24 protein-coding genes and 1 pseudogene are annotated in these 25,043 nt (G+C 47.6%); 17 read left to right on the forward strand and 8 right to left on the reverse strand.

The genetic code is table 11. From position 1 onward, the window contains the following. Positions 1-12 precede the first annotated feature (12 nt). Positions 13-1,248 carry a beta-ketoacyl-ACP synthase II gene (gene fabF, locus NQS30_RS15405; protein ID WP_015239270.1) on the forward strand — a complete coding sequence of 412 codons (1,236 nt, stop codon included), beginning with the start codon at positions 13-15 and terminating at the stop codon, positions 1,246-1,248. A 28-nt stretch (positions 1,249-1,276) separates the two neighbouring features. Here fabF and NQS30_RS15410 read toward each other — a convergent pair whose 3' ends face one another. Together NQS30_RS15410 and NQS30_RS15415 are read right to left on the reverse strand one after the other, a co-directional pair. Beyond that, on the reverse strand, positions 1,277-2,488 hold the full coding sequence (locus NQS30_RS15410) for a Bcr/CflA family efflux MFS transporter (RefSeq protein ID WP_015239269.1): 1,212 nt from the start codon (positions 2,486-2,488) through the stop codon (positions 1,277-1,279). Between the two features lie 145 nt (positions 2,489-2,633). Next, complete coding sequence (locus NQS30_RS15415; RefSeq protein ID WP_014304447.1) at positions 2,634-3,767, reverse strand: glycerol dehydrogenase; 1,134 nt, start codon at positions 3,765-3,767, stop codon at positions 2,634-2,636. Positions 3,768-4,049: 282 nt separating this feature from the next. Between NQS30_RS15415 and NQS30_RS15420 the strand changes: the two genes are divergently transcribed. The 7 genes and pseudogenes from NQS30_RS15420 (at position 4,050) to NQS30_RS15445 (ending at position 10,699) form a co-directional block, all read left to right on the forward strand. Then, positions 4,050-4,907, forward strand: a complete 858-nt coding sequence (locus NQS30_RS15420) for a YitT family protein (protein ID WP_032866769.1) — start codon at positions 4,050-4,052, stop codon at positions 4,905-4,907. 116 nt (positions 4,908-5,023) lie between these two features. Further along, complete coding sequence (locus tag NQS30_RS15425) at positions 5,024-5,551, forward strand: GNAT family N-acetyltransferase (RefSeq protein WP_167340529.1); 528 nt, start codon at positions 5,024-5,026, stop codon at positions 5,549-5,551. A 277-nt stretch (positions 5,552-5,828) separates the two neighbouring features. Then, positions 5,829-7,460 (forward strand): ribosomal protection-like ABC-F family protein, encoded by a 1,632-nt coding sequence (abc-f, locus tag NQS30_RS15430; RefSeq protein WP_205164465.1) that lies wholly within the window; start codon positions 5,829-5,831, stop codon positions 7,458-7,460. A gap of 222 nt (positions 7,461-7,682) precedes the next feature. Then, positions 7,683-8,153: an Rrf2 family transcriptional regulator gene (locus NQS30_RS15435; RefSeq protein ID WP_032870431.1), complete on the forward strand. Its 471-nt coding sequence runs from the start codon at positions 7,683-7,685 to the stop codon at positions 8,151-8,153. Further along, on the forward strand, positions 8,153-9,562 hold the full coding sequence (locus NQS30_RS15440) for an MFS transporter (RefSeq protein ID WP_069006891.1): 1,410 nt from the start codon (positions 8,153-8,155) through the stop codon (positions 9,560-9,562). The genes NQS30_RS15435 and NQS30_RS15440 overlap by 1 nt, the downstream gene beginning before the upstream one ends. 47 nt (positions 9,563-9,609) lie before the next feature. Further along, a pseudogene (locus NQS30_RS21435) lies at positions 9,610-9,683 on the forward strand (hypothetical protein); the annotation flags it as partial. Positions 9,684-9,976: 293 nt separating this feature from the next. Then, positions 9,977-10,699 (forward strand): gamma-glutamyl-gamma-aminobutyrate hydrolase family protein, encoded by a 723-nt coding sequence (locus NQS30_RS15445; protein ID WP_025284331.1) that lies wholly within the window; start codon positions 9,977-9,979, stop codon positions 10,697-10,699. A gap of 33 nt (positions 10,700-10,732) precedes the next feature. On the opposite strand, the gene NQS30_RS15450 is transcribed toward NQS30_RS15445, so the two are convergent. From NQS30_RS15450 to NQS30_RS15465, 4 genes are all read right to left on the reverse strand, one after another. Beyond that, positions 10,733-12,886 (reverse strand): MMPL family transporter, encoded by a 2,154-nt coding sequence (locus NQS30_RS15450; RefSeq protein ID WP_069006890.1) that lies wholly within the window; start codon positions 12,884-12,886, stop codon positions 10,733-10,735. 97 nt (positions 12,887-12,983) lie between these two features. After that, a complete protein-coding gene (gene ydfI, locus NQS30_RS15455; protein WP_012116939.1) occupies positions 12,984-13,619 on the reverse strand; it encodes a two-component system response regulator YdfI in 636 nt (211 codons plus the stop codon). Next, entirely contained in the window at positions 13,612-14,775 is a 1,164-nt protein-coding gene (locus tag NQS30_RS15460) for a sensor histidine kinase (RefSeq protein WP_218791755.1), read from the reverse strand. The genes ydfI and NQS30_RS15460 overlap by 8 nt, the downstream gene beginning before the upstream one ends. A gap of 212 nt (positions 14,776-14,987) precedes the next feature. Then, positions 14,988-15,524: a sugar O-acetyltransferase gene (locus NQS30_RS15465; protein WP_069006889.1), complete on the reverse strand. Its 537-nt coding sequence runs from the start codon at positions 15,522-15,524 to the stop codon at positions 14,988-14,990. A gap of 146 nt (positions 15,525-15,670) precedes the next feature. Here NQS30_RS15465 and NQS30_RS15470 point away from each other — a divergent pair, with 146 nt between their 5' ends. The 7 genes from NQS30_RS15470 (at position 15,671) to NQS30_RS15500 (ending at position 20,383) form a co-directional block, all read left to right on the forward strand. Further along, positions 15,671-16,708, forward strand: coding sequence for an ROK family protein (locus NQS30_RS15470; RefSeq protein ID WP_025284327.1), 1,038 nt, complete (start codon positions 15,671-15,673; stop codon positions 16,706-16,708). Next, the gene (locus NQS30_RS15475; RefSeq protein ID WP_218791506.1) at positions 16,705-17,919 is read left to right on the forward strand and encodes an MFS transporter; all 1,215 of its coding nucleotides are present in this window, start codon (positions 16,705-16,707) and stop codon (positions 17,917-17,919) included. The genes NQS30_RS15470 and NQS30_RS15475 overlap by 4 nt, the downstream gene beginning before the upstream one ends. 146 nt (positions 17,920-18,065) lie before the next feature. After that, positions 18,066-18,311: a spore gernimation protein GerQ gene (locus NQS30_RS15480; RefSeq protein WP_069006887.1), complete on the forward strand. Its 246-nt coding sequence runs from the start codon at positions 18,066-18,068 to the stop codon at positions 18,309-18,311. Between the two features lie 17 nt (positions 18,312-18,328). Continuing rightward, the gene (locus NQS30_RS15485) at positions 18,329-18,697 is read left to right on the forward strand and encodes a spore coat protein (protein ID WP_015416918.1); all 369 of its coding nucleotides are present in this window, start codon (positions 18,329-18,331) and stop codon (positions 18,695-18,697) included. 18 nt (positions 18,698-18,715) lie between these two features. Continuing rightward, positions 18,716-19,852, forward strand: a complete 1,137-nt coding sequence (locus tag NQS30_RS15490) for a zinc-dependent alcohol dehydrogenase (protein WP_069006886.1) — start codon at positions 18,716-18,718, stop codon at positions 19,850-19,852. 18 nt (positions 19,853-19,870) lie between these two features. Further along, entirely contained in the window at positions 19,871-20,068 is a 198-nt protein-coding gene (locus NQS30_RS15495; RefSeq protein WP_025284324.1) for a hypothetical protein, read from the forward strand. Between the two features lie 15 nt (positions 20,069-20,083). After that, complete coding sequence (locus tag NQS30_RS15500) at positions 20,084-20,383, forward strand: spore coat protein (protein ID WP_032866803.1); 300 nt, start codon at positions 20,084-20,086, stop codon at positions 20,381-20,383. 65 nt (positions 20,384-20,448) lie between these two features. Here NQS30_RS15500 and pdxR read toward each other — a convergent pair whose 3' ends face one another. Then, complete coding sequence (pdxR, locus tag NQS30_RS15505; RefSeq protein ID WP_218791505.1) at positions 20,449-21,837, reverse strand: MocR-like pyridoxine biosynthesis transcription factor PdxR; 1,389 nt, start codon at positions 21,835-21,837, stop codon at positions 20,449-20,451. Between the two features lie 126 nt (positions 21,838-21,963). Between pdxR and NQS30_RS15510 the strand changes: the two genes are divergently transcribed. Next, positions 21,964-22,848 (forward strand): DMT family transporter, encoded by an 885-nt coding sequence (locus tag NQS30_RS15510; RefSeq protein ID WP_218791504.1) that lies wholly within the window; start codon positions 21,964-21,966, stop codon positions 22,846-22,848. Positions 22,849-22,925: 77 nt separating this feature from the next. Here the strand turns inward: NQS30_RS15510 and NQS30_RS15515 are convergent, their stop codons facing one another. Then, positions 22,926-23,504 (reverse strand): TetR/AcrR family transcriptional regulator, encoded by a 579-nt coding sequence (locus tag NQS30_RS15515; RefSeq protein WP_167340521.1) that lies wholly within the window; start codon positions 23,502-23,504, stop codon positions 22,926-22,928. A gap of 258 nt (positions 23,505-23,762) precedes the next feature. On the opposite strand from NQS30_RS15515, the gene NQS30_RS15520 reads away from it, so the two are divergent. Next, positions 23,763-24,953 (forward strand): MFS transporter, encoded by a 1,191-nt coding sequence (locus NQS30_RS15520; protein ID WP_218791503.1) that lies wholly within the window; start codon positions 23,763-23,765, stop codon positions 24,951-24,953. The last annotated feature ends 90 nt before the right edge of the window (positions 24,954-25,043 follow it).

Here is a 25,043-nt window from a genome sequence, read left to right on the forward strand (position 1 = left end):
GGAGGAATGACCATGAAAAGAGTTGTGATCACCGGAATGGGAGTGATTTCACCTCTCGGCAATGATGTGCATACATTTTGGAAACACCTGACGGAAGGAAAATCGGGAATCTCTTTCATCGATTCGTTTGATGTCTCCGGCTCAAAGACAAAAATAGCCGGTACCGTCCGTGATTTTGACGCAGAAGAAAGATGGGGCAGAAAAGAAGCGAGACGGCTTGACCGTTTCAGCCAGTTTGCTTTAGCGGCAGCGGAACAGGCGCTTGAAAGCTCCGGGATTCAGCTCGATCAGATTGACCGTGAACGCCTCGGCGTGTACGTCGGCTCGGGAATCGGCGGCATCACGACTTTGATTGATAACGTTCATACTTTAAATGAACGGGGAGCGCGAAAAGTGAGCCCGAGCCTTGTCCCCATGATGATCTCAAATGCGGCCGCCGCTCAAATCAGCATCAGATTAGGCGCGCTCGGCCCCTCACTTTCTCCCGTCACCGCGTGTTCCATCGGCAATACGTCGATCGGGGAAGCATTCAACGCCATTCGGAATGATGACGCAGATATCATGTTTGCCGGGGGAGCGGAAGCGGCGATTACGAATTTGTCATTAGCCAGCTTCGGCAATGCCCACGCGCTGTCAGCGAGAAACGAAGACCCCGCCGCGGCAAGCCGGCCGTTTGACGCGGATCGCGATGGATTTGTCATGAGTGAAGGCGCGGGCATCTTAGTATTGGAATCATTGGATAGCGCAATCGGCAGAAATGCCCCGATCCTTTGTGAGGTGCTCGGCTACGGTGCGAGCTCTGACGCCTATCATATGGTGGCCTCCCATCCGGAAGGAACGGGCGCATACCTGGCGATGAAAAACGCTTTGAAAAAGGCGAACGTTTCAGCGGAAGACATTGATGTCGTAAGCGCTCATGCGACAAGCACAAAAGCCGGAGATCTTTCTGAAACATTGGCCATCAAGACATTATTCGGGGAGCTTGCGTATGATATTCCGGTTACGGCCAACAAATCAATGCTCGGCCACATGCTTGGCGCGGCAGGCGGCGTTGAAGCCATCGCTCTGACAGAAAGCCTGAGACACGGCATCATCCCGCCGACGATCAATCTGCAGCACCCTGATTCGGCATGTGATTTGGACTATGTAGCAGACGGGCCCCGCCATCAATCGTTAACGATCGGCCTTTCCAACTCATTCGGCTTTGGCGGGCATAATTCGGCAATCGTGCTGAAGAAATATGAATAACGGGCATCAAAAAAAGGAGTGAATCATTTCACTCCTTTTTTGCTTTCTCCGGTTTTGTTGTTAAAGCGAAAAAAGCGATGGAACCGATAACGGATGTCGTGAACATAATTGCCCCCATCGGGACGGCCGTCGCTTCATTCATCCCCACAAGCGGCGACACGATGGAACCGAGAAGAAGCGGAAGCATGCCAAGCAGTGCGCTTGCGCTTCCCGCGCGGTGTCCCTGCTTTTCCATCGCCAATGTAAAGGTGCTTGTCAGCGTCATGCCGATCGTAATCATATAAATAAAAATTGAAATCACCAGTGCCGCCAGCGGCCCGTGAATGATCGTCATGACGAGCAGAACGGCAGTCGCCGTCATCGCTGTAATCACGCCGATTCTCAACAGGCTTTTTTCGTGAATGATTCCGCCGAAACGCCCGATGATAAAGCTTCCGGTAATGATCGCCAGACCGTTTATGCCGAATAAAACACTGAATACCTGAGGCGAGACTCCGTAAATATCCTGATACACGAAAGGCGTTCCGGAGACATACGCAAAGCTCCCGCCGTGAATAAAACCGACCGTCAGCGCATAGCCGATAAATGACCGATCCTTCAGCAGGCTTCCCATTGTCCGCACAGAATTTCCGATGGAGCTCGGAATCCGCTTTTCCGGCGGCAGGGTTTCTGTCAGCTTGAGCGCAATGATAAGAACAAGCAAAAACCCGATAAAGGTTAAAAAGAGAAAAATCGTATGCCATGATGCAAACGGAAGCAGTAAAATCGCGCCTCCCGTCATCGGCGCCACCATCGGCGCGACGGCGGTAATGACCATCAGCAGCGAGAAAAATTTAGAAAGCTCTCTTCCCGAAAACACATCTCTGACGATTGCACGGGATAAAACGAGTCCTGCCGAAGCGGTGAATCCTTGAAGAAAACGGGCAATCACTAATGTAGTAATGTTCGGTGCAAGCGCGCAAAACAGAGAAAACAAAGCAAATAAAAAAATACATAGTAATAACGGTTTTCTTCTTCCCTTCGCGTCACTTAACGGGCCGACAACAACCTGTCCGATTGTCAGTCCGATCAGACAAGCGGTTAAACTGAGCTGGACAAGCGAAGCGCGGGCGCTTAAATCTTCGGCGATTTCAGGGAAACTCGGCAGATACATATCTATATTGAGCGGCCCCAGTATCGCAAGCATTCCGAGAAGAAAAGCCAGCGCAAGCCGCTCCTTACCGGTCGGATTATGCAGCATATCGTTCCCACCTTTCCTTTGTCAATCTCTCAAAACATTTGTATATTGTATCATAATTTTTTCTTTATTTTTAAAAGTTTTCAAAGGGCATAAAAAAACCAAGGGCTGTAACAGCCCTTGGGTCCGGGTCACGCGATAAAAGGTTTTACGCGTGTTTTTCTTTAAATGCTTTTGCGTATTGATCAGCCGCTATAATGGCATCCGCCACGTCGTCAGCCGTCACGTCAAAAGCGGCATGAATTGTTTCTTCTTCAATCGTCGCGGCTTCTGCCACTTTCATAATGTCCTCTTTAGATGCGTCTTTCAATTTGATGTCTTCAAGTGTGACAGGCAGCCCCAAGCTAATATAAAACGCGATATACCGCTCAATTTCCTCAAGCGAACGTTTTTCCAGCGCCAATTGAACGAGCGTGCCGAATGCCACTTTTTCACCGTGGGTCAAGTGATGGATTTCACCTTCAAGCGCGGTAAATCCGTTATGAATGGCATGCGCCGCAGCTAAGCCGCCGCTTTCAAATCCCAGTCCGCTCAGAAGTGTATTGGCTTCAACCACCGCTTCCAATGCGGGCGTAACGGCTTTCGCTTTCACAGACTCATAAGCGAGACGGCCGTATTTGAATAATACCGCTTCACATTTTTCCGCGATAGCCTCTCCGGCGATTGTCGGAATTCCGCCTGCCATCGTTTTACCGCCATTGGCGATGACACTGCGCGCCTCTATCCACGTCGCCATCGCATCGGCAATCCCTGATGCTAAAAAGCGCGGCGGAGCTTCCGCGACGATTTTCGTATCGACCAGAACCAAGTCAGGATTCTTATGATAGAAACGATAGTTTTCGAACGCGCCTTGTTCAGAATACACGACAGACAGCCCGCTTGTCGGAGCATCCGTTGAAGCGGCCGTCGGCACGATAACGGTATAGCCGTTTATTTCATCTGATACGGCTTTGGCCGTATCAAGCGTTTTACCGCCGCCGACTCCGATGACAATAGTCGCGCCTGCTTTTTCTGCGATGCCGGCAATTCTTTTCATTTCTTCCTGGGAGGCTTCGCCGTTGAAAACCGCCTCTTCAGAAGAGATATTGCTTTTCTTTAATTCAGCCGTCACCTTGTGGCCCGCGATATCCCATACGGTTTTGTCCGCGATGACGACGGCTTTTTCACCAACGCCCTCCAGATGTCCGCCGATCGTTTCAATGGCGTTTTTTCCCTGCACGTATTTGGCCGGACTGATAAAAATTCGTTCCAATGTCATCATCCCTTCTTCGTTGTCTCTCATTACATTTCTCTTATTGATAGAGCAGAAATGAAAACTCTTCTGATATAATTCCTCGTTTTAAATTGATTTAAACCTCATATACACTGCAGAAAAATCAATTTTCACGGCATTGACAAGATGTGAAGGTGTCTATATAATCTTCGATATTGAAGCTGATCATTCTTTACTGAATGAACAAACGAGATTGTGAATGATTCGTCTTAAAAATTATTTAGTTCTGCTGGATAATTTTTGAGGCGTTTTTGTTTTTTATATATTTTTGACTGCGGAGGAGGTTTGCACATGAAGAACATTTGCAAGGATATACTGATGATTATGGCCGGAGCCTTTCTTATTGCGGCGTCCGTGGAATTTTTCGTCATCCCGAATCATTTAGGGGACGGCAGCACCGTGGGAATCGCTCTCGTGTTATATTATCTTTTCCATATACCTGCAAGTATTACGACTCTGGTTGTAAATTTGATTTTTATCGGGCTGGCTTATAAATTTTTAACGAAAAAAACGATTTTATACACGATACTCGGTACGGGAATGACTTCTGTTTTTCTCAGCATCGTCAGCTTTATTCCGTTCGGCGTGCACGATATGGTGCTCGGGATTGTATTCGGTGCTCTGCTGATGGGAGCGGGGCTGGCATTGATCTTTATCGCTGACGGATCTACCGGCGGGACCACGCTGTTGGCGTATTTATTAAATTACACAAAGGGCTTTAACATCTCGAAAAGCATGTTTTATATGGATTGTGTCATCATTTTTGCATCCGTTTTAGCGATCGGCATCAATCATATGCTGTATACGTTTATATTCGTATATCTGTGCGCCAAAATCGTCGATATTGTCATTGAGGGTTTCCATAATAAAAAAGCTCTCACCATTATGTCTGACCAATACGAAGAAATCGCCAAAGCCATCACCTCCGAGTACGGCAACGCGGCGACGATTTTTTACGGATACGGGTATTACGGCAGCAAAGACAAGCGCATTATCTATGTTGTCATTAAAAAGAACGAATTGCTGAAAATCAAAAAACATGTTCAAAAAATTGATCCGAAATCATTTATCGTTATTCATGAAGTAAAAGAAGCTGTCGGAGGGCAATTCGGGTTTACAAACCTGCCCGCCGCCGGAAATGAAAAATAACCGCCTGCAGTGTATAGCTGCAGGCTTTTTTTATTCGGCTCTTCCCCGCTCAAAGGTTTTTACATCTTTCAATCGAAGTAGTAAATGAAACCTTTTTTGATGGAGGAACATAAAAAATGAATATCAAAACTGACAGGCTCGTAATTCGGACATTTGAACCGGAAGATTGGCAGGATGTCTATGCGTACACCTCAAATCCGAATGTCATGAAATATATACCAGAGGGTGTCTTTACCGAAGATGATGCCAGGAAATTCGTTACTGAAAACAGCGGTGAACATGCCGGGAAGTTTCCCGTTTTATTGAAGGATGAAAAAACGGTCATTGGCCACATTGCTTTTTTTCAGTATTTTGGCGATCATACGTATGAAATCGGCTGGGTGTTTCACCCGGAATACCAGGGCAAAGGATATGCTTCAGAGGTGGCGCGCGCCGTGCTGGCATTCGGGTTTAACAAGATGAAATTACACCGGATCATTGCGACATGTCAGCCGGAAAACATGGCTTCGCACCGGGTGATGGAAAAGATCGGGATGAGACGGGAAGGCTTTTTCAAAAAATGCATTCCCCATGATAATGAATGGTGGGACGAATATTATTATGCCGTTTTAGAAGAAGAGTGGGAAGTCTCCAATCTGGAATAAAAAGGCTTATACCCTTTGCTTTTACAGATAAGTGTGTGCTACACTGTTTGTAACAAATACGAAGGGATGATGGGTGGACAATGATTAACTAATCTTATTTTGACCGTTTGAAATCAAATATTTCAAATCAGAAAAAATAGGATTAGTCTGCCCATTTTCTATACGATACGAAAGCTATGTAAAAATAGCTTATTTGATCATGCACAGGTACGGCTAATCCTTCCAAATCAATTGGGAGGATTTTTTTGGTCCTCCCTTTAAAGCGAGGGATTGACATATGAAAGAAATGTTAAAAATAAGCGGCATCAGTTATGAAATCAACAGCGTTCCCCTTTTTGAACAGATCAGCGCGAGCGTTCAGCAAGGTGACACCATCGGCGTTATCGGTAAAAACGGCGCCGGCAAATCGTTATTGCTGCAATTGATCTGCAATCAAAAAGCGCCGTCACAAGGACAGATCCAGATGATGCAAGATGTGAACATATATATGGTGGAACAAGAAACGGAAGCTTATGATTCCGGCCATCCGGAGCCTGCGGAGGCAGCCTTGTTGGAAAAGTGGAACGTGCCCGCACGCGCCTTTTCGCAATTAAGCGGCGGAGAAAAATTGAAAGCCCGTCTTGCCAAAGGTTTCTCCTCCTCAAGCAGCCTTTTGTTATTAGATGAGCCGACGAACCACCTCGATCAGCACAGTTTAGAAATACTGCTAAATCAGATCAAGAATTACAAAGGCACCATTGTTTTTGTTTCGCATGATCGTGCTTTTATAGATGCAGCGGCGACAAAAATCTGGGCCATCGAAGGAAAGAAACTCATTGAACATAAAGGGAATTATTCAAGCTATATGGAGGTCCGCAAACAGAGAAGACTGACACAGCAGCGGGAATATGAGAATCAGCAGCATATGGTCAAAAGGATTGAAGCTCAAATGAACGAGCTGAGCGCCTGGTCGAAAAAAGCCCACGCCCAATCAACGAAAATAGAAGGCTTTAAAGAATACCATCGCGTAAAAGCAAAACGCACCGACGCCCAGATTAAATCAAAGCAGAAGCGCCTTGAGAAAGAGCTTGAAAAAGCGAAAGCAGAACCGGTTGAAGCGGAGTATGAAGTCCGTTTTTCCATTGAGCACCGCAAAAAAGCGGGAAAGCGTTTTTTAGAAGTAAGGGATGTCACAAAGTCATATGACGGACAAACGCTTTTTAAAAACGTGAATTTCACTGTGATGCACGGTGAAAAGATCGCGATTACAGGCCCGAACGGCAGCGGGAAAACAACATTATTGAAGGTCATCCTCGGTCAGGAAAAAGCACAGGACGGCAGCATATGGATTTCTCCGTCTGCAAACGTCGGATATTTAACGCAGGAAGTATTCGACCTCCCGCTTGATAAAACCCCCGAACAGCTTTTTTACAAAGAAACGTTCGAGGAAAGAGGAAATGTTCAATCTCTCATGAAGCATTTAGGATTTACCGCAACGCAATGGACGGAGCCCATCGGCAAGATGAGCATGGGAGAGCGGGTCAAATGCAAGCTGATGGCATTTATTCTGGAGGAGAAAGATGTGCTGATTCTGGATGAGCCGACAAACCACCTTGATCTGCCGTCACGCGAGCAGCTTGAAGACACTTTGGCCCGATACGACGGAACGCTCATCATCGTTTCACATGATCGTTACTTTGTCGAAAAGACGACGGACATCCGGCTTGATATCTCAAACGGCAGCGTCCGAAAACAATGGAAAGAATCTCCCTCCATCAGGGACGATGCTGAAGAACTGCGATTGAAGCTTGAAACCGAACGGCAGGAAGTCCTCGGAAAACTCAGCTTCATGACTCCGGCTGATAAACAATATCGTGAGCTTGATCAAAAATTCAAAGAGCTGACGGAAGAGATCAAGAAATTGAAATGAATGTAAAAACCCGTGATTGTCACGGGTTTTTTAAGTTTTTGTTCCCAAGATTTATTGTTTCAATAGATGACTTATGGTGACGAAGCGCTTCAACACAAGCAGATTTGTTAACCGTACCAAGCAAAAGAAATGATCCGTTTCTTTTGCTTTTTTTATTGACAAAAGCTGCTAAGGGATCTATTATGGATAATAGTTATCCATAATAGATCGGGAGTGAATAGGATGAAAATGAAATCAGGGATGGAGCAGGCGGTTTCTGTGCTGCTGTTATTGTCACGGCTGCCCGTACAGTCTTCTTTAACGTCAGAAGCAATCAGCCAGCGTTTACGCGTGTCTCCGTCTTATTTGAAGAAGCTGATGAGAACATTGGTACAGGCCGATTTGGCAGAATCCATACCGGGGACCAAGGGCGGTTTTACCCTGACGAAGCCTTTGACGGACATTACGCTCTATGATGTTTATCAGGCGGTCGAAGGCAGAGGTTCGATGTATCAGGGGAAGGGCCTGCTGCAATCCGTATTCGAGGATGAAAGCAACTGTGTGCTGGAGACAGTCATGGGGGAAATCGAGGATAAATGGGCCAATCTCATGAGAGAAGAATCCTTGCAGCATGTCATGAACAGAGTCGGGGAATTGTATGATCTTGAAAAAATAGATGATTGGGTAAACAAGCAAGTGAAAGGGCATTTGTAATGACAAACAGCGGGTCTTTACAAAAATCAAAATCATCAACAGGCCTATCCGTGCTGATCGTGCTCGCACTTGGTTTCCTCATGGCAACTCTTGATGTAACCGTCGTGAATGTGGCGATGGCTGATATGAAAAACACCCTTTCAATGTCACTTTCAGGTGTGACGTGGGTTGTGGACGGGTACATCCTTACGTTTGCGTCACTTCTGCTGGCGGGCGGAGCCTTGGCAGACCGTTTTGGCTCGAAGGCGATATACATACTGGGCTTGGCCGTTTTTGTCATGGCCTCTTGCCTATGCGCCGTATCTATTAATGGCCAGATGCTGATTGCCGGACGTCTCATGCAAGGGATTGGCGCGGCTTTGTTTATGCCGAGCTCACTCAGTCTTTTGGCGGCCTCTTACCCGGATGAGCGGGTGCGGGCGCGAATGTTTGGACTGTGGGCCGCTCTTGTTTCCGCTGCTTCTGGCCTTGGGCCCTTTATTGGCGGCGTGCTGGTACAGGCGGCAGGCTGGCAGAGTATTTTTCTGATCAATGTGCCGTTAGGGGTTGCTGCGCTCATTTCTGCTTACCGAGTACTCGGCCACGTGCCGCGAAAAAGCAGCCGCATGAACATTACAGGGCATCTGCTTGGAATGGCTGCTCTCGGCTTTCTTTCGTTTGCCTTGATACAGGGGCCTTCAGCGGGCTGGCGCTCACCCATAATTCTTGGTGCATTCGCGGCGGCGCTTTTGGCATTTGTGCTGTTTTTGCTGCGGGAAATCTCTGCGGAAACGTCGATTCTGCCGGCGTCCTTATATCAAAACGGCCGATTCTCAGCTGCTCAATTCGTTGGGTTTTTGCTGAATTTTGCTCTTTTCGGCGGCATGTTTATGCTAAGCCTTTTTTTGCAGGAAGCAAGAGGCGCAAGCTCCTTTATGGCCGGTGTTGAGCTGCTGCCGATGATGGCGGTCTTCGTGATGGGCAATATTCTGTTTGCCCGTCTGGCGAATCGGTTTGAAGCCGGACAGCTTATGTTTATGTCAATGGCGGCCAGCTGTATCATTGCATTGCTGTTGTTTGTGCTTGTTTCTCCTGATTTTCCTTATTGGCAGCTGGCGGTTTTGATGTCTGTTATGAACCTTGGCACCGGCATTACAGTTCCTGCCATGACAACTGTGATCATGCAGGCTGCTGGACAACAGCATGCGAATATCGCCGGTGCGGCTTTAAATGCCAACAGGCAAATTGGAGCCTTGGTCGGCGTAGCGGTTTCCGGTGTGATCATTCATCTGTCCGCCACTTGGTACGGCGGTGCCGGCTTTACGTTTTTGATGATGGGAGCGGCGTACAGCCTCGCCGCATTGCTTGTATGGCTGTTTCTGGCGGCCCATAACGGCAATGCCGCGACAGAAAAAAATGCAAACCACTGATTGCGGCGTGTGGAAATATATCGAAATCAACAGTCGCTGATAAGGACATTTCAAGAGAGGAAAGAACAGCTGAGACCTTTTTAACGAGGGAAAGCAGCTTACCGCCATTGAGCCGTATCGGTGAAATCAAGTATCCGATACCGTCATGCTGCGTTACAGCATCGAGCCGATAAATAGCGTTTATCAGGAACTTGGGTGGAACCACGGTACATCACACACTCGTCCCTTCAACGGGACCGGTGTGTTTTTTATAAACAAAAATCAAATGAAGACTCATCCTAACTGAAACCCTTACATCAGTACGGTCAATCTTTTTTCTAAAACAATGATTCCGTAATTAAGAAGAATAATTTCAAACTGATTTGTACAACCTACGTTCAGATTAATTATGAGCATGGTTCAGGGGGGCGAAGAATGGCCAAACGCATCGGAATTACGGGAAACATTATGGCTGATCAATCCGGCCCTTTCCCGGGTTATAATCGGGCATATGTCAATAATGATTATATTCAGTCTGTTTCTGAGGCCGGCGGTGTGCCGTTTATATTGCCGGTAATTCAAGAGACGGCGCTTTTAAAGGAACAGGTCTCTCATGTTGACGGGATCATTCTGTCCGGCGGCCAGGATATAGACCCGCTGTTTTACGGCGAAGAACCTTTACAGGCTTTAAGAAAGACCTTTCCTGATCGGGACGCCTACGAGAAGGAGCTGATTCTCACGGCGGTTGCTTTAGAAAAGCCGATTCTGGCCATCTGCCGGGGGATGCATATGTTAAACGTCACTTACGGGGGAACTTTATATCAAGACCTGACACACGCTTCGTTTGCTGACATTAAGCATGATCAAGAAAAAGATCCGCCGTTAAAAACCCATCATGTTTCTTTTGAAAAAGGGACACGTCTTCATTCCTTGTTTGGCGATTCAGCGCGGGTGAATTCATTCCATCACCAGATCATAAAAGAGACGGCGCCTTCGTTTAAAGCCTCGGCTTATGCGAAAGACGGGGCCATTGAAGCGATTGAACGGACGGGTGAATTATTTGTCGTCGGCGTGCAATGGCATCCCGAAATGCTGACAAAAAAACATGAAGACATGAAAAAGCTTTTTTCTCTTTTCATGGATGCGGTCAGCACATAAAAAAAGCAGATCAAAACGATCTGCTTTTTCATTTTATTCTTCCGGTTTCTCCGGTGTTTTGCCTTGTGTCAGCTTATGGCCTTCGATATCCAAGTTCGGAATGATTTTATCCAGCCACTTCGGCAAGTACCAGGCCGCATGTCCCATCAGCTTCATGACACTCGGAATAATGGTCATTCTTACAATGAACGCATCAAAAAGTACACCGAAGGTCATTGCCAAGCCCATGGATTTGATCGTAGCTTCTCCCGCAAAGATGAATCCCGCAAAGACGAAAATCATGATCAGTCCCGCCGCTGTTACGACAGGTCCGCTATGTTTCAATCCGGCATGAATGGCTTGTACCGGATTTTTTGTTTTGACATATTCTTCTCTCATTCTGCTGACAAGGAATACTTGATAATCCATCGCCAGCCCGAAAAGAATACCGATCGCCAAAATAGGCAGGAAGGCGAGAATCGGGCCTTTTTCCGGAATGCTGAGCAAGCCGGTGAAATTCCCATCCTGCAGGACGAATACCGATAAGCCGAGTGTAGCGGTCATCGTCAGCAAAAAGCCGACGACGGCGGCAAGGGGCACGAGAAGCGAGCGGAAAACAACGGTCAGCAATACAAACGCAAACCCGACAATGAGAATGGCGAATTCCGGAATGGCATCGTTTAATCGGTCTGAAATATCAATGTTCACCGCGGTTGACCCGGTGACGAGCAGGCGGATGCCTTTTTTGTCTGATCGTTTCCGTATATCCTGCACTAACTCTTTCGTTGCCTTATCATTCGGCCCGGTTTCAGGCATTGCCGTAATGATGGCATAGTCCCCTTTTTGATTCGGCATGGCCGGTGTGACGCTCGCCACATTGTGCAAGTCCTTCACTTCTTTCACGGCGTCTTGAAATGCTTCACTTTTGTTCCCCTTGACCCCTTTTGCATCGGCAACAATTGTCAGCTTGCCGTTAAAGCCTTCTCCGAATCCTTTAGACAACAGATCATAGGCGCGGCGATCCGGGCTGTCTTTCGCTTTCATTCCCGCATCAGGCAGCCCCAGCTCTAAATGCATGGCCGGCAGACTGATGACGGCTAAAAGAATGATGCTGAAAATGCTTAACAGAATAGGCTTCTTTGTAACGAAGCGCCCCCAGGCATTCGTGCCGGCGCTTTTCTTTTCTTTCTTCTTGTTTGATTTCGGAATCATCCGTTTTCCCGCGATTGACAACACCGCAGGCACCAGCGTTACTGATGCCAATACAGCCATCAGCACACTGAGTGCCGCAGTCAATCCCATGGCAGACATGAACGGAATGCCGACAACAGTCAATCCGCAAAGCGCGACGATCACGGTCAGTCCCGCAAAAACGACGGCGCTGCCTGCCGTTCCCGCGGCTTTCGCGATCGATTCATTTTTTTGTACACCTTCGCCCAAAAACTGACGATGCTTCGTAAAGATAAACAGCGCATAATCAATCCCGACGGCCAGGCCGATCATTCCGGATAATGAGAGACTGACCGAGGCTATCGTAAAGAACTGTGTCCCGATTAACGTCAGCGCGACGCTTACACCTAACCCAATCAGGGCCGTGACAATCGGAAGCCCCGCGATGACTAATGAACCAAACGTAATGGCCAGAACGACGAATGCCAGCACAACGCCGACAATTTCAGATACACCGCCGATTTCAACACCGGCCCCCGGCACATCGCCGCTGAGCTCCGTCTGCAGGCCCTTGTCTCCGGCGGCGGACAGACTGTGTTTCATATGTGAAACAGACGCATCCGTAATGTCATCCGCCGCTTTTTTGTACGTAATATCGGCATATGCCACTGAGCCGTCTTTAGAAATGGTTCCTGTCTCAAAAGGACTTGCAATTGAAGCGACTGAATGATCGGTTTTGATCTTCTTTAATGTCTCTTCAACCGCTTGTTTTTCCGGTTTTGACGTCAATTTCTTCCCGTCTTCAGCTCCGAAAATAACCCGTATGCTTCCTTTATCGGGACCCTTTGAAAATTCTTTTTGAATGATATCCATCGCCTTTTCAGAAGGTGTGTCGGGAATTGACATATCCTCAGAAAAAGCAGGTTTTAACGAGATGGCGATCACAATCGAAGCGATCAGTATCACGAGCCACGCACTGATCATTTTAAATCGGTTGCGGGCAGACCATCCCCCTAATTTATATAAAAAACCAGACATCGAATACTCCTCTCCAATCATTACTTTCTGCCTAATTGTAGTTCACATTCACATAAAAAAACGTACATAGGGGCATGTACGTTTGGGCAGTTTTTCATTATATATTCAGTTTCAGAATGCCTTTTTGCATGGCAATGGTGACGGCTTCCGTCCGCGAATCAGCGCCTAATTTGTTATAAATCGATGTTAATCTCGCTTTTACCGTCCGCTCTGAGATTCCTAAATCGAAGGCGATCGCTTTGCTTTTATGTCCTTGCGCAACGGCTTCTAGAACTATGATTTCCTTGTCCGTCAGCTGTGTTTCATTGGCATTTGCCCGTTCCATTTTCATTTCCCGGAAACGCCGCAAGATGTCCGGCTGCAGAAGCACTTCTCCCCTGACCGCCGCATCCATCGTATGAAATAAGGTTTCTGAGCTTGTGTCTTTCAGCAGATAACCGTTCGCGCCTGATTCAATGCCTTCTATCATCAGATGATCTTCATTATAGGTCGTCAAAATAATGATCGGCACATCAGAATGCTCTTTTATCTGTTTAATGGCTTCCAGCCCGCTCATTTCCGGCATGTACAGATCCATGAGAATGACATCGGGCTTTAGTTCCTCTGCGAGGCGGACGGCGGTTTTCCCGTTTTCCGCCTCTCCCGTTATGGTGTAATGGTCATTTGTTTCTATCAAAAGCTTTAGACCTTCTCTGACGACAAGATGGTCATCTGCTATTAACACTTTATACATGTTCCGCCTCTCCTTGAATTGGTATGATGATCTCGATCTGAGTTCCCGCTGATCTGGCGCTTGTTATACGGCAAGTGCCGTTCATCATATTGACGCGTTCTTGTATCCCAAGCAGCCCGTAATGTCCGCTTTTTCTCATTTCTGTCCCGGCGTCAAAACCTTTCCCGTCATCTTTGACGGTTATGCGGATCTGTCCCTCTTCTTCCTGAACGGATACCCAGACATTCTTTGCTTCTGCATGCTTGGCAGCGTTTGTCAGGCCTTCTCCGATCATGTAATGGCAATTCTCCGCCATATGAACGTCAAGCACATGATGCACGCTGTAATCTAAAAAACAAGACAGCCCGGAGGCTTCTGTAAAATGGTTGATTTGTTCAGTAATGCTTTCTTTTAAGAACCCGATCTTTTCTGATGTGCTGCGAAGGTTGTCAATGGCCGAGCGCGCATCAGCCAATGTGCCTTTCACTCTGTCCATTGACTGGCTGATGATGTCTTTCGCTCTGTCAGTGTTACCCTTTGAAAGATGAACATGCACCGCTTCAAGCTGCATATGCAAGCTGACCAATCCTTGAGCAAGCGTATCGTGCAAGTCTCTCGCCATCCGCTGCCTTTCGTTCTGGAGCGTCAGCTGTTTCACTTGCCGGTGAGCGAGCTCTAATTTTTCAAGCGTCATCTGTGTTTTTATTTTTTCATCAACAACTTGCGCGAAAAATGTGGCCGCATACGTGATAATCACGATCATGATGGGAGCGGCGATAACGATGAAACGCAGCAGATGATGCGGATGCTCCTGGTGCAAAGCTGTTATGGACATTAAAATGAACAGATAGAGTATGAGCAGCGTTTTTCCCTTATCCGCCATTCCGATAATCTGCCCGATTAAAAAGGCATAGAGACCGACGACAACCGCAATATAGCCGCCAGTCATCAAGTTAGCCGATGTATATATGATAAATCCCTGTATGATGAAATAAAGAAACGTTTTTTTCTTCACCCAGCGATGGGAATGCCAGTGCAGCACGGTAAAAATGACGATCAATATCGTGAATAACAGCAGCAAAAAAACCGTCCAGCTTTCATAAATGTACTGCAAAGAGACTGATGCGGCATATACCATTAAAATAAACGCCAGACCGGGCACCCGAAGCGCAAGCATATGCAATGAACGTATGTCACGGGAGACGTAGTCTTCTTGATGTTTTGTACCAAACAATCTCTGTCCACTTCCTTTTAGCCGACCGGCCTCACGAGGTTTTATTCTATTTGTCATCATACCATAAGTGCCTGCTCCTCACCTTCCCCTTCTTTCCTGCATGACGGGTGAAAGAAAAAACAGCCTGCGGGATTGTTCGCAAGCTGCTTTTTTGTTCATATCTTTTTTATGACCTTTCCCGGGTTTCCGGCCATGACGGAATTTGGCGGGACGTCTTTCGTAACGACTGTACCGGCCGCAATGACGGAGTTTTCGCCGATGGTGACGCCTGCTAAAATGACACAGCTTCCTCCGATCCATACATTGCTGCCGATCGTAATCGGAATGCCGTAACCGCTTTTATTTCTTCCTTCCGGCTGCAGAGAATGCCCGGCTGTATAGATCCCGACATTCGGCCCTATCATACAGTTATCGCCTATCCGCACGTCAGCCATGTCTAAAATGGTGCAATTATAGCCGGCATAAAAATGATCGCCGACATGAATATTGGTTCCGATATCACAATGAAAGTTATGCTCAATGCTCGGTTTCTCTCCCGCCGTCCCGAACAGTTCTCTGATGATCGCTTCTTTTGTTTCAAACGCTTCCGGATCGGCGTCGTTTAATTCCCGGACAAGCCTATGCGCCCGGATGTTTCTCTTCCTCAGCTCTTCCGTTCCGCGTTCATAATAGATTTTGTTATCAGAACTCATGTGTCGAGCCTCCATTCTCAGCAAGGATATTCTATTTATTCTCCGTTTGAAAACAATTTTAAACCGTCTTGACTGATTCGGGAAGTATATTTTAAACTACTTTTAATAAGTCTTTTAAAAAGTGATTAATAAAGGAGTGCGGAATCATGGCGAATACCATTAATAATACATCCATTGTAAAAAAAACGAATGAAGAAACCATCATTGAAGCGCTGCTGAAAACGGATGCGGCCACCATTTCCTTTCTCTCTCAACAAACAGGGCTCAGCGCCGCCACGTGCGGAAACATTTTACATGAATTAAAAGAACGCGGCGAAGTCATGGAAATGGAACCGAGCGCCTCAACAGGCGGAAGAAAAGCAAGGCAGTTTACGTTAAATGCGGACAGTCATTTGGTACTCGGCATATCCGTTAAAACAGAAGGCGGCGTCCATTCGATTGACGTCGCGCTGGCAGATTGGCACGGTGACTATGTTGAAAAAGACAGCTGCTTTTATGATGTCATCAATTATGACGTCATCGAACGGCTTACTGACGAATGGATAAGGCGGTTTCCCAATATAAAGGCGATCGGCATGGGGGTTCAGGGTGTGGTCAGCCACGGGGTGATCGGCATTTGTGACACTGAGGAGCTGTGTGATATCCCGATGCAGGAAAGACTTGAAGCCAGATATTCTGTCAAAGTCAATGTAGAAAACGAGATGCATTACGCTTTGTACGGATTTTATCGCGATCAGCAATATACCGTCCCGAAAACCATCGCCATGGCCGCATTTGTCAAAGACAATCCTCCGGGAGCGCGCTTCGTTATAGACGGGCGCTTAGTCAAAGGCAATACACAATTCGCCGGAGAAATTTCTTATATTCCATTTGAATCGACACGCAAGCAGCAGCTTGAAAAGCTCTATTCACCGGATTCTTTTCCGGAACTGGCTGTTAAGATGACAAGCGCCATGATTTCAATCATCAATCCGCAGGCCATTGCGTTTATCGGAGAATTATCAAAAGGGTTGGATATGGAACAGGTTTATGAAGCATGCTCCGCTTTTGTCCCGAAAGAACACATGCCCGAGCTGATTCTCATAGATGACATCCAGCCCTATTATCAAAAAGGATTGATTGCCATCACCTTAAAATCTCTGCGTTTTCCGCTTCATTTGGCAGAGAGGGAACTGATTTCATGAGTAAACAGGGCATTCAAAAATGGAAACTTTCCCTTTTTATTATTTTTTCGCTGCCCGGACTTGCTTTCTCATCCTGGATTTCCCGCACGCCTGAAGTCAGAGAAACGCTGAAAGCCTCGACGTCAATGATGGGGTTGATTATTTTCGGGCTTGCATGCGGCTCATTGATCGGCCTGTTAAGCGCCAGCCGGATCATCTCGCGGAAAGGCACCAGATTCGTTGCTTTGATCAGCGTTCTGATTGTCATTATCGGGATATTCGTCATCAGCGCAGGTGTTTTTGCCGCTTTCAAAAGCATCGTATTTGCCGGACTGATCATCTTCGGGCTCGGCTACGGACTTGCGGAAGTGGCCCTTAATGTAGATGGTTCCGCCCTTGAACGCGCCGCCGGGAAAACCATGATGCCCGCATTGCACGCATCATTCAGCGCCGGCACATTGCTAGGCGCGGGACTCGCCTCTCTCGCTATTTTATTCAAGGTTCCCGTTCTCGTTCACCTGCTGCTCATTGCCGGAATTGAGTTTATCCTGATTTTTACTTTCTTCCGGTTTCTGCCCGAGGACACCGGGAAAGAAGATGCCGTCTCAAGGCGGCAGGAAGTTTCAAGCGAAAAGCCGGTAAACGTCTGGACAGAGCCGCGCACGCTGCTGATCGGGCTCATCGTGCTCGGAATGGCTTTCGCAGAAGGGTCGGCCAATGACTGGCTTCCGCTCACCATGACGGATGGTTTTCACGTGACGCACGCGCAAGGCACGGCGGTTTACGGCGTTTTCCTCACCGCTATGCTGATCGCCCGCATCTTTGGCGGGGCATTTTTGGACCGGTACGGACGCGTGCCCGTTCTTCGTCTCTGCACCGCCGTCAGTGTCATCGGACTTTCCCTTGTGATTTTCAGCGGAAACCTCACAGCAGCCGTAATCGGCGTCTTTCTTTGGGGAATCGGCGCCTCCCTCGGCTTCCCGGTCGGCCTTTCCGCAGCCGGCGATGACCCAAAAGGAGCAGTTAAGCGGGTCGGAGCAATCTCCTTCGTCGGCTACTGCGCCTTCTTAGTCGGCCCTCCCGTTCTCGGACTGCTCGGTGAAGAATTCGGCCTTGTCAGAGCGCTGATGATCGTGCTGATCGGCATCGTGCTCAGCGGGCTCGTCTCCCGCGCGGCAAAACCGCCCGCGCATCAGAAAAACGCTCATGACACCAACAGCCATTCCATGTGAACAAGAGGAAGCGATTGTGCTTCCTCTTTTTTTGAACCGTCAGGCTTTTTCTCCGCTTTTTCTGATAAACAAAATTTGTAAGACTATAGCTCTTTTCTCAGGGGAAATTAATTACGTAATTGAGAAGAGGAGGTTTAAAGATAATTATGGAAAAGCGTGAATTAGCGGCTCACGAGTCGCTTGACTTACATGAAATGATTAACTTCAAGACGCTTTGTGTCGCGAAATCCAAGCTCATGCAAGGGCTTGTGTTTGATCAGGATCTGAAAACGTTAATGGAAAAAGACGTTCAGCAAGCCTCTCAAGACCTGGCTGATCTGCAGGCGGTTTATGAACGGGCAACGTTTCAGGCTCCCGTTCCTCAAAACCGGCCGACTTCGATCATCAATTGAAAGGAAGGTAAGCATCATTGAATCATGACCATTTAGATCCGATCAATTCATTACATGTCCCTGAACTTGCGGATATGACATTCGCAATGGATTTTCTCATACGCGCCAAAGAAGGCGTCAGAAATACCGCCGTCGCTTTAACAGAAACCGCTTCACCTGATGTAAGAGCTTTGCTGCGCAAACAGCTCATGCAGGGAATCACGATGCATCAGGAGATAACAGACTTGATGGTCAGCAAAAAGTGGTTTCACCCGCATGATCTGAGCGAACAGTATAAATTGGATCAGCTCTCTGCGAAAAATACCCTCATGGTCGGAAATATGAATCTGTTTCCCGTTGAAACGAACAGAAAAGGGATGTTTGACCGCACACCTGATGAACACTAACACTGGAGGTATTACAGCATGAAGGCCGTAACGTATCAAGGAGTGAAAAACGTCGTTGTGAAAGACGTGCCTGATCCGAAGATTGAAAACCACGATGACATGATTATAAAAGTCACAAGTACGGCAATTTGCGGATCAGATTTACATTTAATCCACGGACTCATCCCGAACTTGCAGGAAGACTACATCATCGGGCATGAACCGATGGGCATCGTGGAAGAAACCGGTCCCGGCGTGACGAAAGTCAAAAAAGGCGACCGCGTCATTATTCCTTTTAATATCGCCTGCGGAGAATGCGTTTATTGTAAAAATCACCTGGAAAGCCAATGTGATCAATCAAATGAGAACGGCGATATAGGCGCTTATTTCGGCTATTCAGGAAATGCCGGCGGCTATCCGGGCGGCCAGGCGGAGTATTTGCGCGTTCCATTTGCGAACTTTACTCATTTTAAAGTTCCCGAAACATGCGAAGAACCGGATGAGAAACTGAGTGTTATTTCCGATGCGATGACAACCGGCTTTTGGAGCGTTGACAATGCCGGCGTAAAAGAAGGCGATACAGTTATCGTTCTCGGCTGCGGGCCCGTGGGCCTTTTCGCTCAAAAATTCTGCTGGTTAAAGGGAGCGAAACGCGTAATAGCCGTAGACTATGTCAACTACCGTCTCCAGCATGCGAAACGGACGAATAAAGTGGAAATCGTGAACTTCGAAGACCACGAAAATACGGGCAGCTACCTGAAGGAAATCACCAAAGGCGGCGCCGACGTTGTCATTGACGCCGTCGGCATGGACGGGAAAATGACAGACCTTGAGTTCCTCGCCAGCGGATTAAAACTTCAGGGCGGGGCGATGAGCGCATTGGTCATCGCATCCCAAGCGGTGCGAAAAGGCGGAACGATCCAGATTACGGGCGTGTACGGCGGCAGATACAACGGGTTTCCCCTTGGCGATATCATGCAGCGAAACGTCAATATCCGATCAGGACAAGCTCCCGTCATCCACTATATGCCGTATATGTTTGAATTGGTGTCAACCGGCAAAATTGATCCGGGCGATGTTGTAAGCCATGTCATTCCGCTTAGTGAAGCGAAGCACGGCTATGAGATGTTTGACACGAAAACAGATGATTGCATAAAAGTTGTACTCAAACCTTAAAGAACGGAGGCTACAGAAATGGCCCGCGCCTTACATGAATTACTCGAAATTCAGGAGATGGCTTCTTTTAAGTCACTTTGTCTGACGAAATCTAAAACCATGAAAGCGCTCGTATCCGATCCGCAGCTGAAAGAAATCATGCAGCAGGATGCGGATACATCAACAAGGCAATTGCAGGAATTTGCCTCAATTTTATCTGATGCACAGCATGAATGAGGAGATGAATGACGAATGAATCCGATTATTGAATACTTGACGGGAATGAATGCACTGACAGACCAAATTGTCGCAATGGATTTATTGAATTCGGCAAAAAGCGGTGTCAGAAACTATGCGATGGCGGCGACGGAAGCCGGAACGCCTGAAGTGAAAGCGATCCTCACCCGGCACTTAGAAGAAGCCATCGACATGCATGAGCAAATCTCACGCTATATGATGGAAAAAGGCTGGTATCATCCGTGGAACACAGATGAACAAGTCCGGTTTAATTTACAAAATATTGATACGGCGCTCCGCCTGCCCGTCCTATAAATCGTTTTGCTGCTGAGACATCACCCCTGACTCAAGCTTCAGTATTTCAAACTGTGAGCTGCCTTTTACAGCGCCCAGGCGGCTCTCAGTTTTTTTATACCTTCTTGTATATCGGTTTCAGAAACCCCCGCGAAACCGAGGGAAACTGTTTTTTCAGGGACCTGTTTTTGATAGGTAAGAGACACGGGATAGATTTTGACGCCTTGTTCCTCCGCCTTTTCAATCAGCTCTTTTTCACTGAAAGGCAGCTGAACGTCAAGTAAAATCCGCAGTCCGGAATTTTCTCCGCGAATCCTGACGTATTGTCCCAGCTCGCGCCGCGCGGCCTCTAATAATACCGCTCTTTTTTTCCGGTACAGCTTTCTCATTCTGTTAATATGTTTCTGCCACTCTCCGCTTTTGATAAATTGAGCCAGCGTCAGCTGACTGTGGCAGGAAACGGTCTGTTTATATAAAGAAGCGATTTCCCTGCCTTTTTCGATAAGCGGCAAAGGAAGAATCATATAGCTGATGCGCAGCGAAGGAAGCAGAGATTGGGAAAACGTTCCCATATAAATGACACGGTGATGCTGATCAAGCCCCTGCAATGATGGGATCGGCTGGCCGGTGTATCGGAATTCACCGTCATAATCATCTTCTATAATGAACGATTGATGTTCCTCCGCCCATTTCAGCAGCTGAATTCTTCTGTTTACCGGCATAATCGTTCCTAACGTAAATTGATGAGAAGGCGTGACATATACAAGACGCGGCCGCTCTTCATTCAGCTTCCGGATACAGACTCCTTCATCATCGACGGGTATCGGAATGATCTTCATGTGATTGGCTTTAAAAATCTCCCTCGCTCTCGGATAACCCGGATCTTCATATCCGATGGATAGATTTGCTTCAAATATTTTGCACAGCATTTGCAAAAGAGCAGGGTTCCCGGCGCCGACTATCACTTGTTCGGGACGGCAATTCACCCCGCGCGACTGATATAAGTACTCCGAAATGAGCGTTCTCAGTTCAAGCTCGCCCAAATCATCCCCGGACCGATACAGCTCGTGCCCGTATTGATCTAAGCTTGCAACCATGCTTTTGCGCCATGCCGAAAACGGAAAATGAGCGGCATCCACAGTGCCGTAGTGAAAATCAATCCATTGGCGGTCTTCCTTCGCCTTTGTTTGAACAGGCGAAGCGCCCGGCTTTTTCACATAGACGGCGTCCGAGTCATAATCGGCAAACCATCCGCTTCTCGGCTTACTGACAATATAGCCTTCGGCGGCAAGCTGTTCATAGGCCCGCTCTACAGTCGTCTGACTGACGGAAAGCTGACTTGACAAAAGCCTTTTTGAAGGAAGCTTCAGTCCTTTAGGAAGACGGCCCTGATGCATATTTTCCTTAAAATGCCGATAAAGCTGCTGATAAAGCGGAATATCCAGATCTCTATTTAAAAATGGCGTGATATCCATTTTTGCTCCCTCCAAACTGGCATTCTTCTTTTTATAAAAACTGGCCATTTGTATAAGGCCAATTTCAGTTTATAGTCATTATAAACTTTGAAAATGGGTTTAGAAATATATATTGGAGTGATTGGAATGAATAAAGCCGCAAACGGCTGGATTAACGGATTTATCGGCGTGCTCATTTTCAGCGGCTCGCTTCCGGCGACCCGCTTGGCTGTAGCGGACTTTGACCCGGTATTTCTCACCGTATGCCGCGCCGCGATAGCCGGTATATTGGCAGGCGCTCTGCTCCTCATTTTTCAGGAGAAACGCCCTGCCAAAAGCGACATCATTTCACTAATAACAGTAGCGCTCGGCGTCGTGATCGGTTTCCCGCTGCTTACAGCCTTAGCGCTTCAGCATGTCACATCCGCTCATGCCATTGTCTACATCGGGCTTCTCCCGCTTGCGACGGCGATCTTCGGCGTACTGCGAGGAGGCGAACGGCCCAGGCCGGTCTTTTGGATTTTCTCGGCTGCCGGCAGCATCCTCGTAGCCGGATATGCTCTGCTGCAAGGAGGAGAATCCTCTCCGCTCGGTGATACGTACATGATCGCTTCGATTATCGTGTGCGGTCTCGGTTATGCCGAAGGCGCCCGCCTCTCCCGGCGGCTTGGCAACTGGCAGGTGATCTCTTGGGCACTCGTTTTATCGCTTCCCCTTATGTTCATCCTGTCTTTCTGCTTCATGCCGGACTCATGGTCAAACATCGGCGCGCCCGCACTGCTCAGTCTTGCATATGTCTCAATATTCAGCATGCTGATCGGCTTCGTATTCTGGTATCGCGGACTCGCCCAGGGAGGCATCGCCGCGGTCGGACAGCTGCAGCTTCTGCAGCCTTTCTTCGGACTGTTACTGGCCGCCATGATTCTCCATGAAAAAGCAGGATGGGAACTTGCGGCGGTGAATATCGGCGTTATCGCTTGCGTGGCGGCCGCCCGGCAGTTCGCAAATCAATCAGAAAAGGCCGAACAATGAACTTGTTCGGCCTTTTCATTATATTCCGCCCGTAGGCAGCAGAAGTCTGTATCTCTTTCACATGATCCGGCTATTTTTCAGGCAGGCTGAACTCCCTTAAACGCACTTATCACCAGATCATGCACATAGGAATCATTCACCTCATCACCTGTAATAAGCAGACGATAGAAAATCGGTCCGTAAATGAGATCGATGCTTACGTCAATATCAAGATTCTCTCTTAATTCACCTTTTTGAATTCCCTTTTCCAGAAGGCCTTTCGCTTGGAGGCGGCGGGGCTGGAAAAATCGAGCGCGATATTCTTCCGCCAATTTTGCATCCAGCTGCCCCGCACCGATTAATTCCTTAATAACGGTTCCTTCCCGGCTCGTCAAAAATCTTGCTAAATTCGTGGCGTGGGTCAATATATCTTGCACTGTTGATCCTGTATCTGGCACAGGCAGTCTGTCCGTAGCGGTCGAAAGAAAGCTGTCCATGATAACGGCAGCCTTGTTTGACCACCATTTATAAATCGTTGCCTTACTTACTTTGGCACGCTCAGCAATTTTATCGACTGTCACCGCGTCAAAGCCATTTTCCAACAATAGGTCATAGGCTGCAGAAAGAATTGCCTTATGTGTTCCTTCATCGCGCGGCCGTCCTCGTTTACTCTGCACATGAATCATTCCTTCCCGAATTATAAACGATACGTTCAGTATACTTAACCTTTATAAAAAAAGAAAACAGAAACCCATTTACAAAACTGAACGTTTAGTATATTATTTGTTTATAATAAAACTAAACGTTTAGTTTATAAAATAACTTGAGGGAAGTCTTGATGAAATGCAGACTCCAAAAGCCTCTGCGTAAAGGAGATGAATCAGCAAATCATTTATCAAGCATCATAAAAAACACTTAAAAAGGAGTTCATTCATATGGCTAAAGAAAACAAACAAACAGCAGATCAGGGAATTTCACCTGGTTTAACCCTTCTTCTCGCAACGGCATGCGGTATCATTGTCGCTAATCTTTATTATGCACAGCCCTTGGCAGGATTCATTAGTGCGGCAATCGGACTTTCTCCAAGCAGCGCCGGATTGATTGTCACGCTGACTCAAATCGGATACGTTGCCGGCTTACTGTTTCTCGTCCCTTTGGGAGACATTATCGAAAACAAAAAACTTGTCGTTGTATCGCTCCTTCTAAGCGCAGCCGCTTTGACACTGACAGCATTTGCGAAGCATGGAACACTGTTTTTAGCCGCTGCGTTTTTCATCGGACTGGGATCAATTGCAGCCCAAGTGCTAGTTCCGTTCGCATCATACCTTGCACCGGACGCCGCACGCGGCCGGGTTGTCGGCAATGTGATGAGCGGCCTGCTGCTCGGTATTATGCTTTCCCGTCCGATATCCAGTCTGGTCGCTGATATATGGGGGTGGAATGCCATATTTGCTTTATCCGCCGCGTTAAGTGTTGTCCTGGCAATCGTCTTATCAAAAGTGCTTCCTGCCAGAAAACCAACAGCAAACACAAGCTACACCGTCTTACTCGGTTCAATGTGGAAGCTGCTGCGCACGACTCCGGTCTTACGCCGCCGTGCCATTTATCATGCGTTTGTATTTGGCGCTTTCAGCTTGTTCTGGACGACTGTACCTTTATTATTGTCCGGTCCTGCTTTTCATTTTTCTCAAAAGGCAATCGCGCTGTATGCATTAGCGGGCATTGCAGGTGCAGCGGCTGCACCTATAGGCGGCCGTCTGGCTGATCGCGGCTTGACCCGGCTTGCCACCGGAATCGCTCTCGGTGCTGTCATCGTTTCTTTAATACTCCCGCTCATGATTCAGAGCAGCTCCCCCGTCGGCATAGCAGTTCTGGTGGCCGCAGCTATCCTGTTGGATATGGGTGTATCTGCCAATCTCGTACTCAGTCAGCGTGCCATTTTTTCGTTGGCACCTGAATTTCGCAGCCGATTAAACGGATTATTTATGGCCATCTTCTTTCTGGGCGGTGCTATAGGATCATCAATCGGAGGATGGGCATACGCCTCAGGCGGGTGGAGTATTACATTATGGATTGGAATCGCGTTCCCAGTCATCGCATTGCTTTATTTCACCACGGAGAAATAAACCATTCACCAAAAATAAGCCGTCAGGACCAAGCTGACAGCTTTTTTTGATGTATTCTTCTTTACATCCTTCGGAACAAAAAACCCCTGT

The organism is Bacillus sp. B1(2022), from assembly GCF_040259625.1.
Taxonomy (GTDB): Bacteria; Bacillota; Bacilli; order Bacillales; family Bacillaceae; genus Bacillus; species Bacillus velezensis.

Coding starts and splice junctions, on each gene's coding strand:
- fabF (WP_015239270.1), top strand. CDS start 13: ATGAAAAGAGTTGTGATCACCGGAATGGGAGTGATTTCACCTCTCGGC.
- NQS30_RS15410 (WP_015239269.1), bottom strand. CDS start 2,488: ATGCTGCATAATCCGACCGGTAAGGAGCGGCTTGCGCTGGCTTTTCTT.
- NQS30_RS15415 (WP_014304447.1), bottom strand. CDS start 3,767: ATGAGAGACAACGAAGAAGGGATGATGACATTGGAACGAATTTTTATC.
- NQS30_RS15420 (WP_032866769.1), top strand. CDS start 4,050: ATGAAGAACATTTGCAAGGATATACTGATGATTATGGCCGGAGCCTTT.
- NQS30_RS15425 (WP_167340529.1), top strand. CDS start 5,024: ATGAATATCAAAACTGACAGGCTCGTAATTCGGACATTTGAACCGGAA.
- abc-f (WP_205164465.1), top strand. CDS start 5,829: ATGAAAGAAATGTTAAAAATAAGCGGCATCAGTTATGAAATCAACAGC.
- NQS30_RS15435 (WP_032870431.1), top strand. CDS start 7,683: ATGAAAATGAAATCAGGGATGGAGCAGGCGGTTTCTGTGCTGCTGTTA.
- NQS30_RS15440 (WP_069006891.1), top strand. CDS start 8,153: ATGACAAACAGCGGGTCTTTACAAAAATCAAAATCATCAACAGGCCTA.
- NQS30_RS15445 (WP_025284331.1), top strand. CDS start 9,977: ATGGCCAAACGCATCGGAATTACGGGAAACATTATGGCTGATCAATCC.
- NQS30_RS15450 (WP_069006890.1), bottom strand. CDS start 12,886: ATGTCTGGTTTTTTATATAAATTAGGGGGATGGTCTGCCCGCAACCGA.
- ydfI (WP_012116939.1), bottom strand. CDS start 13,619: ATGTATAAAGTGTTAATAGCAGATGACCATCTTGTCGTCAGAGAAGGT.
- NQS30_RS15460 (WP_218791755.1), bottom strand. CDS start 14,775: ATGCTTGCGCTTCGGGTGCCCGGTCTGGCGTTTATTTTAATGGTATAT.
- NQS30_RS15465 (WP_069006889.1), bottom strand. CDS start 15,524: ATGAGTTCTGATAACAAAATCTATTATGAACGCGGAACGGAAGAGCTG.
- NQS30_RS15470 (WP_025284327.1), top strand. CDS start 15,671: ATGGCGAATACCATTAATAATACATCCATTGTAAAAAAAACGAATGAA.
- NQS30_RS15475 (WP_218791506.1), top strand. CDS start 16,705: ATGAGTAAACAGGGCATTCAAAAATGGAAACTTTCCCTTTTTATTATT.
- NQS30_RS15480 (WP_069006887.1), top strand. CDS start 18,066: ATGGAAAAGCGTGAATTAGCGGCTCACGAGTCGCTTGACTTACATGAA.
- NQS30_RS15490 (WP_069006886.1), top strand. CDS start 18,716: ATGAAGGCCGTAACGTATCAAGGAGTGAAAAACGTCGTTGTGAAAGAC.
- NQS30_RS15495 (WP_025284324.1), top strand. CDS start 19,871: ATGGCCCGCGCCTTACATGAATTACTCGAAATTCAGGAGATGGCTTCT.
- NQS30_RS15500 (WP_032866803.1), top strand. CDS start 20,084: ATGAATCCGATTATTGAATACTTGACGGGAATGAATGCACTGACAGAC.
- pdxR (WP_218791505.1), bottom strand. CDS start 21,837: ATGGATATCACGCCATTTTTAAATAGAGATCTGGATATTCCGCTTTAT.
- NQS30_RS15510 (WP_218791504.1), top strand. CDS start 21,964: ATGAATAAAGCCGCAAACGGCTGGATTAACGGATTTATCGGCGTGCTC.
- NQS30_RS15520 (WP_218791503.1), top strand. CDS start 23,763: ATGGCTAAAGAAAACAAACAAACAGCAGATCAGGGAATTTCACCTGGT.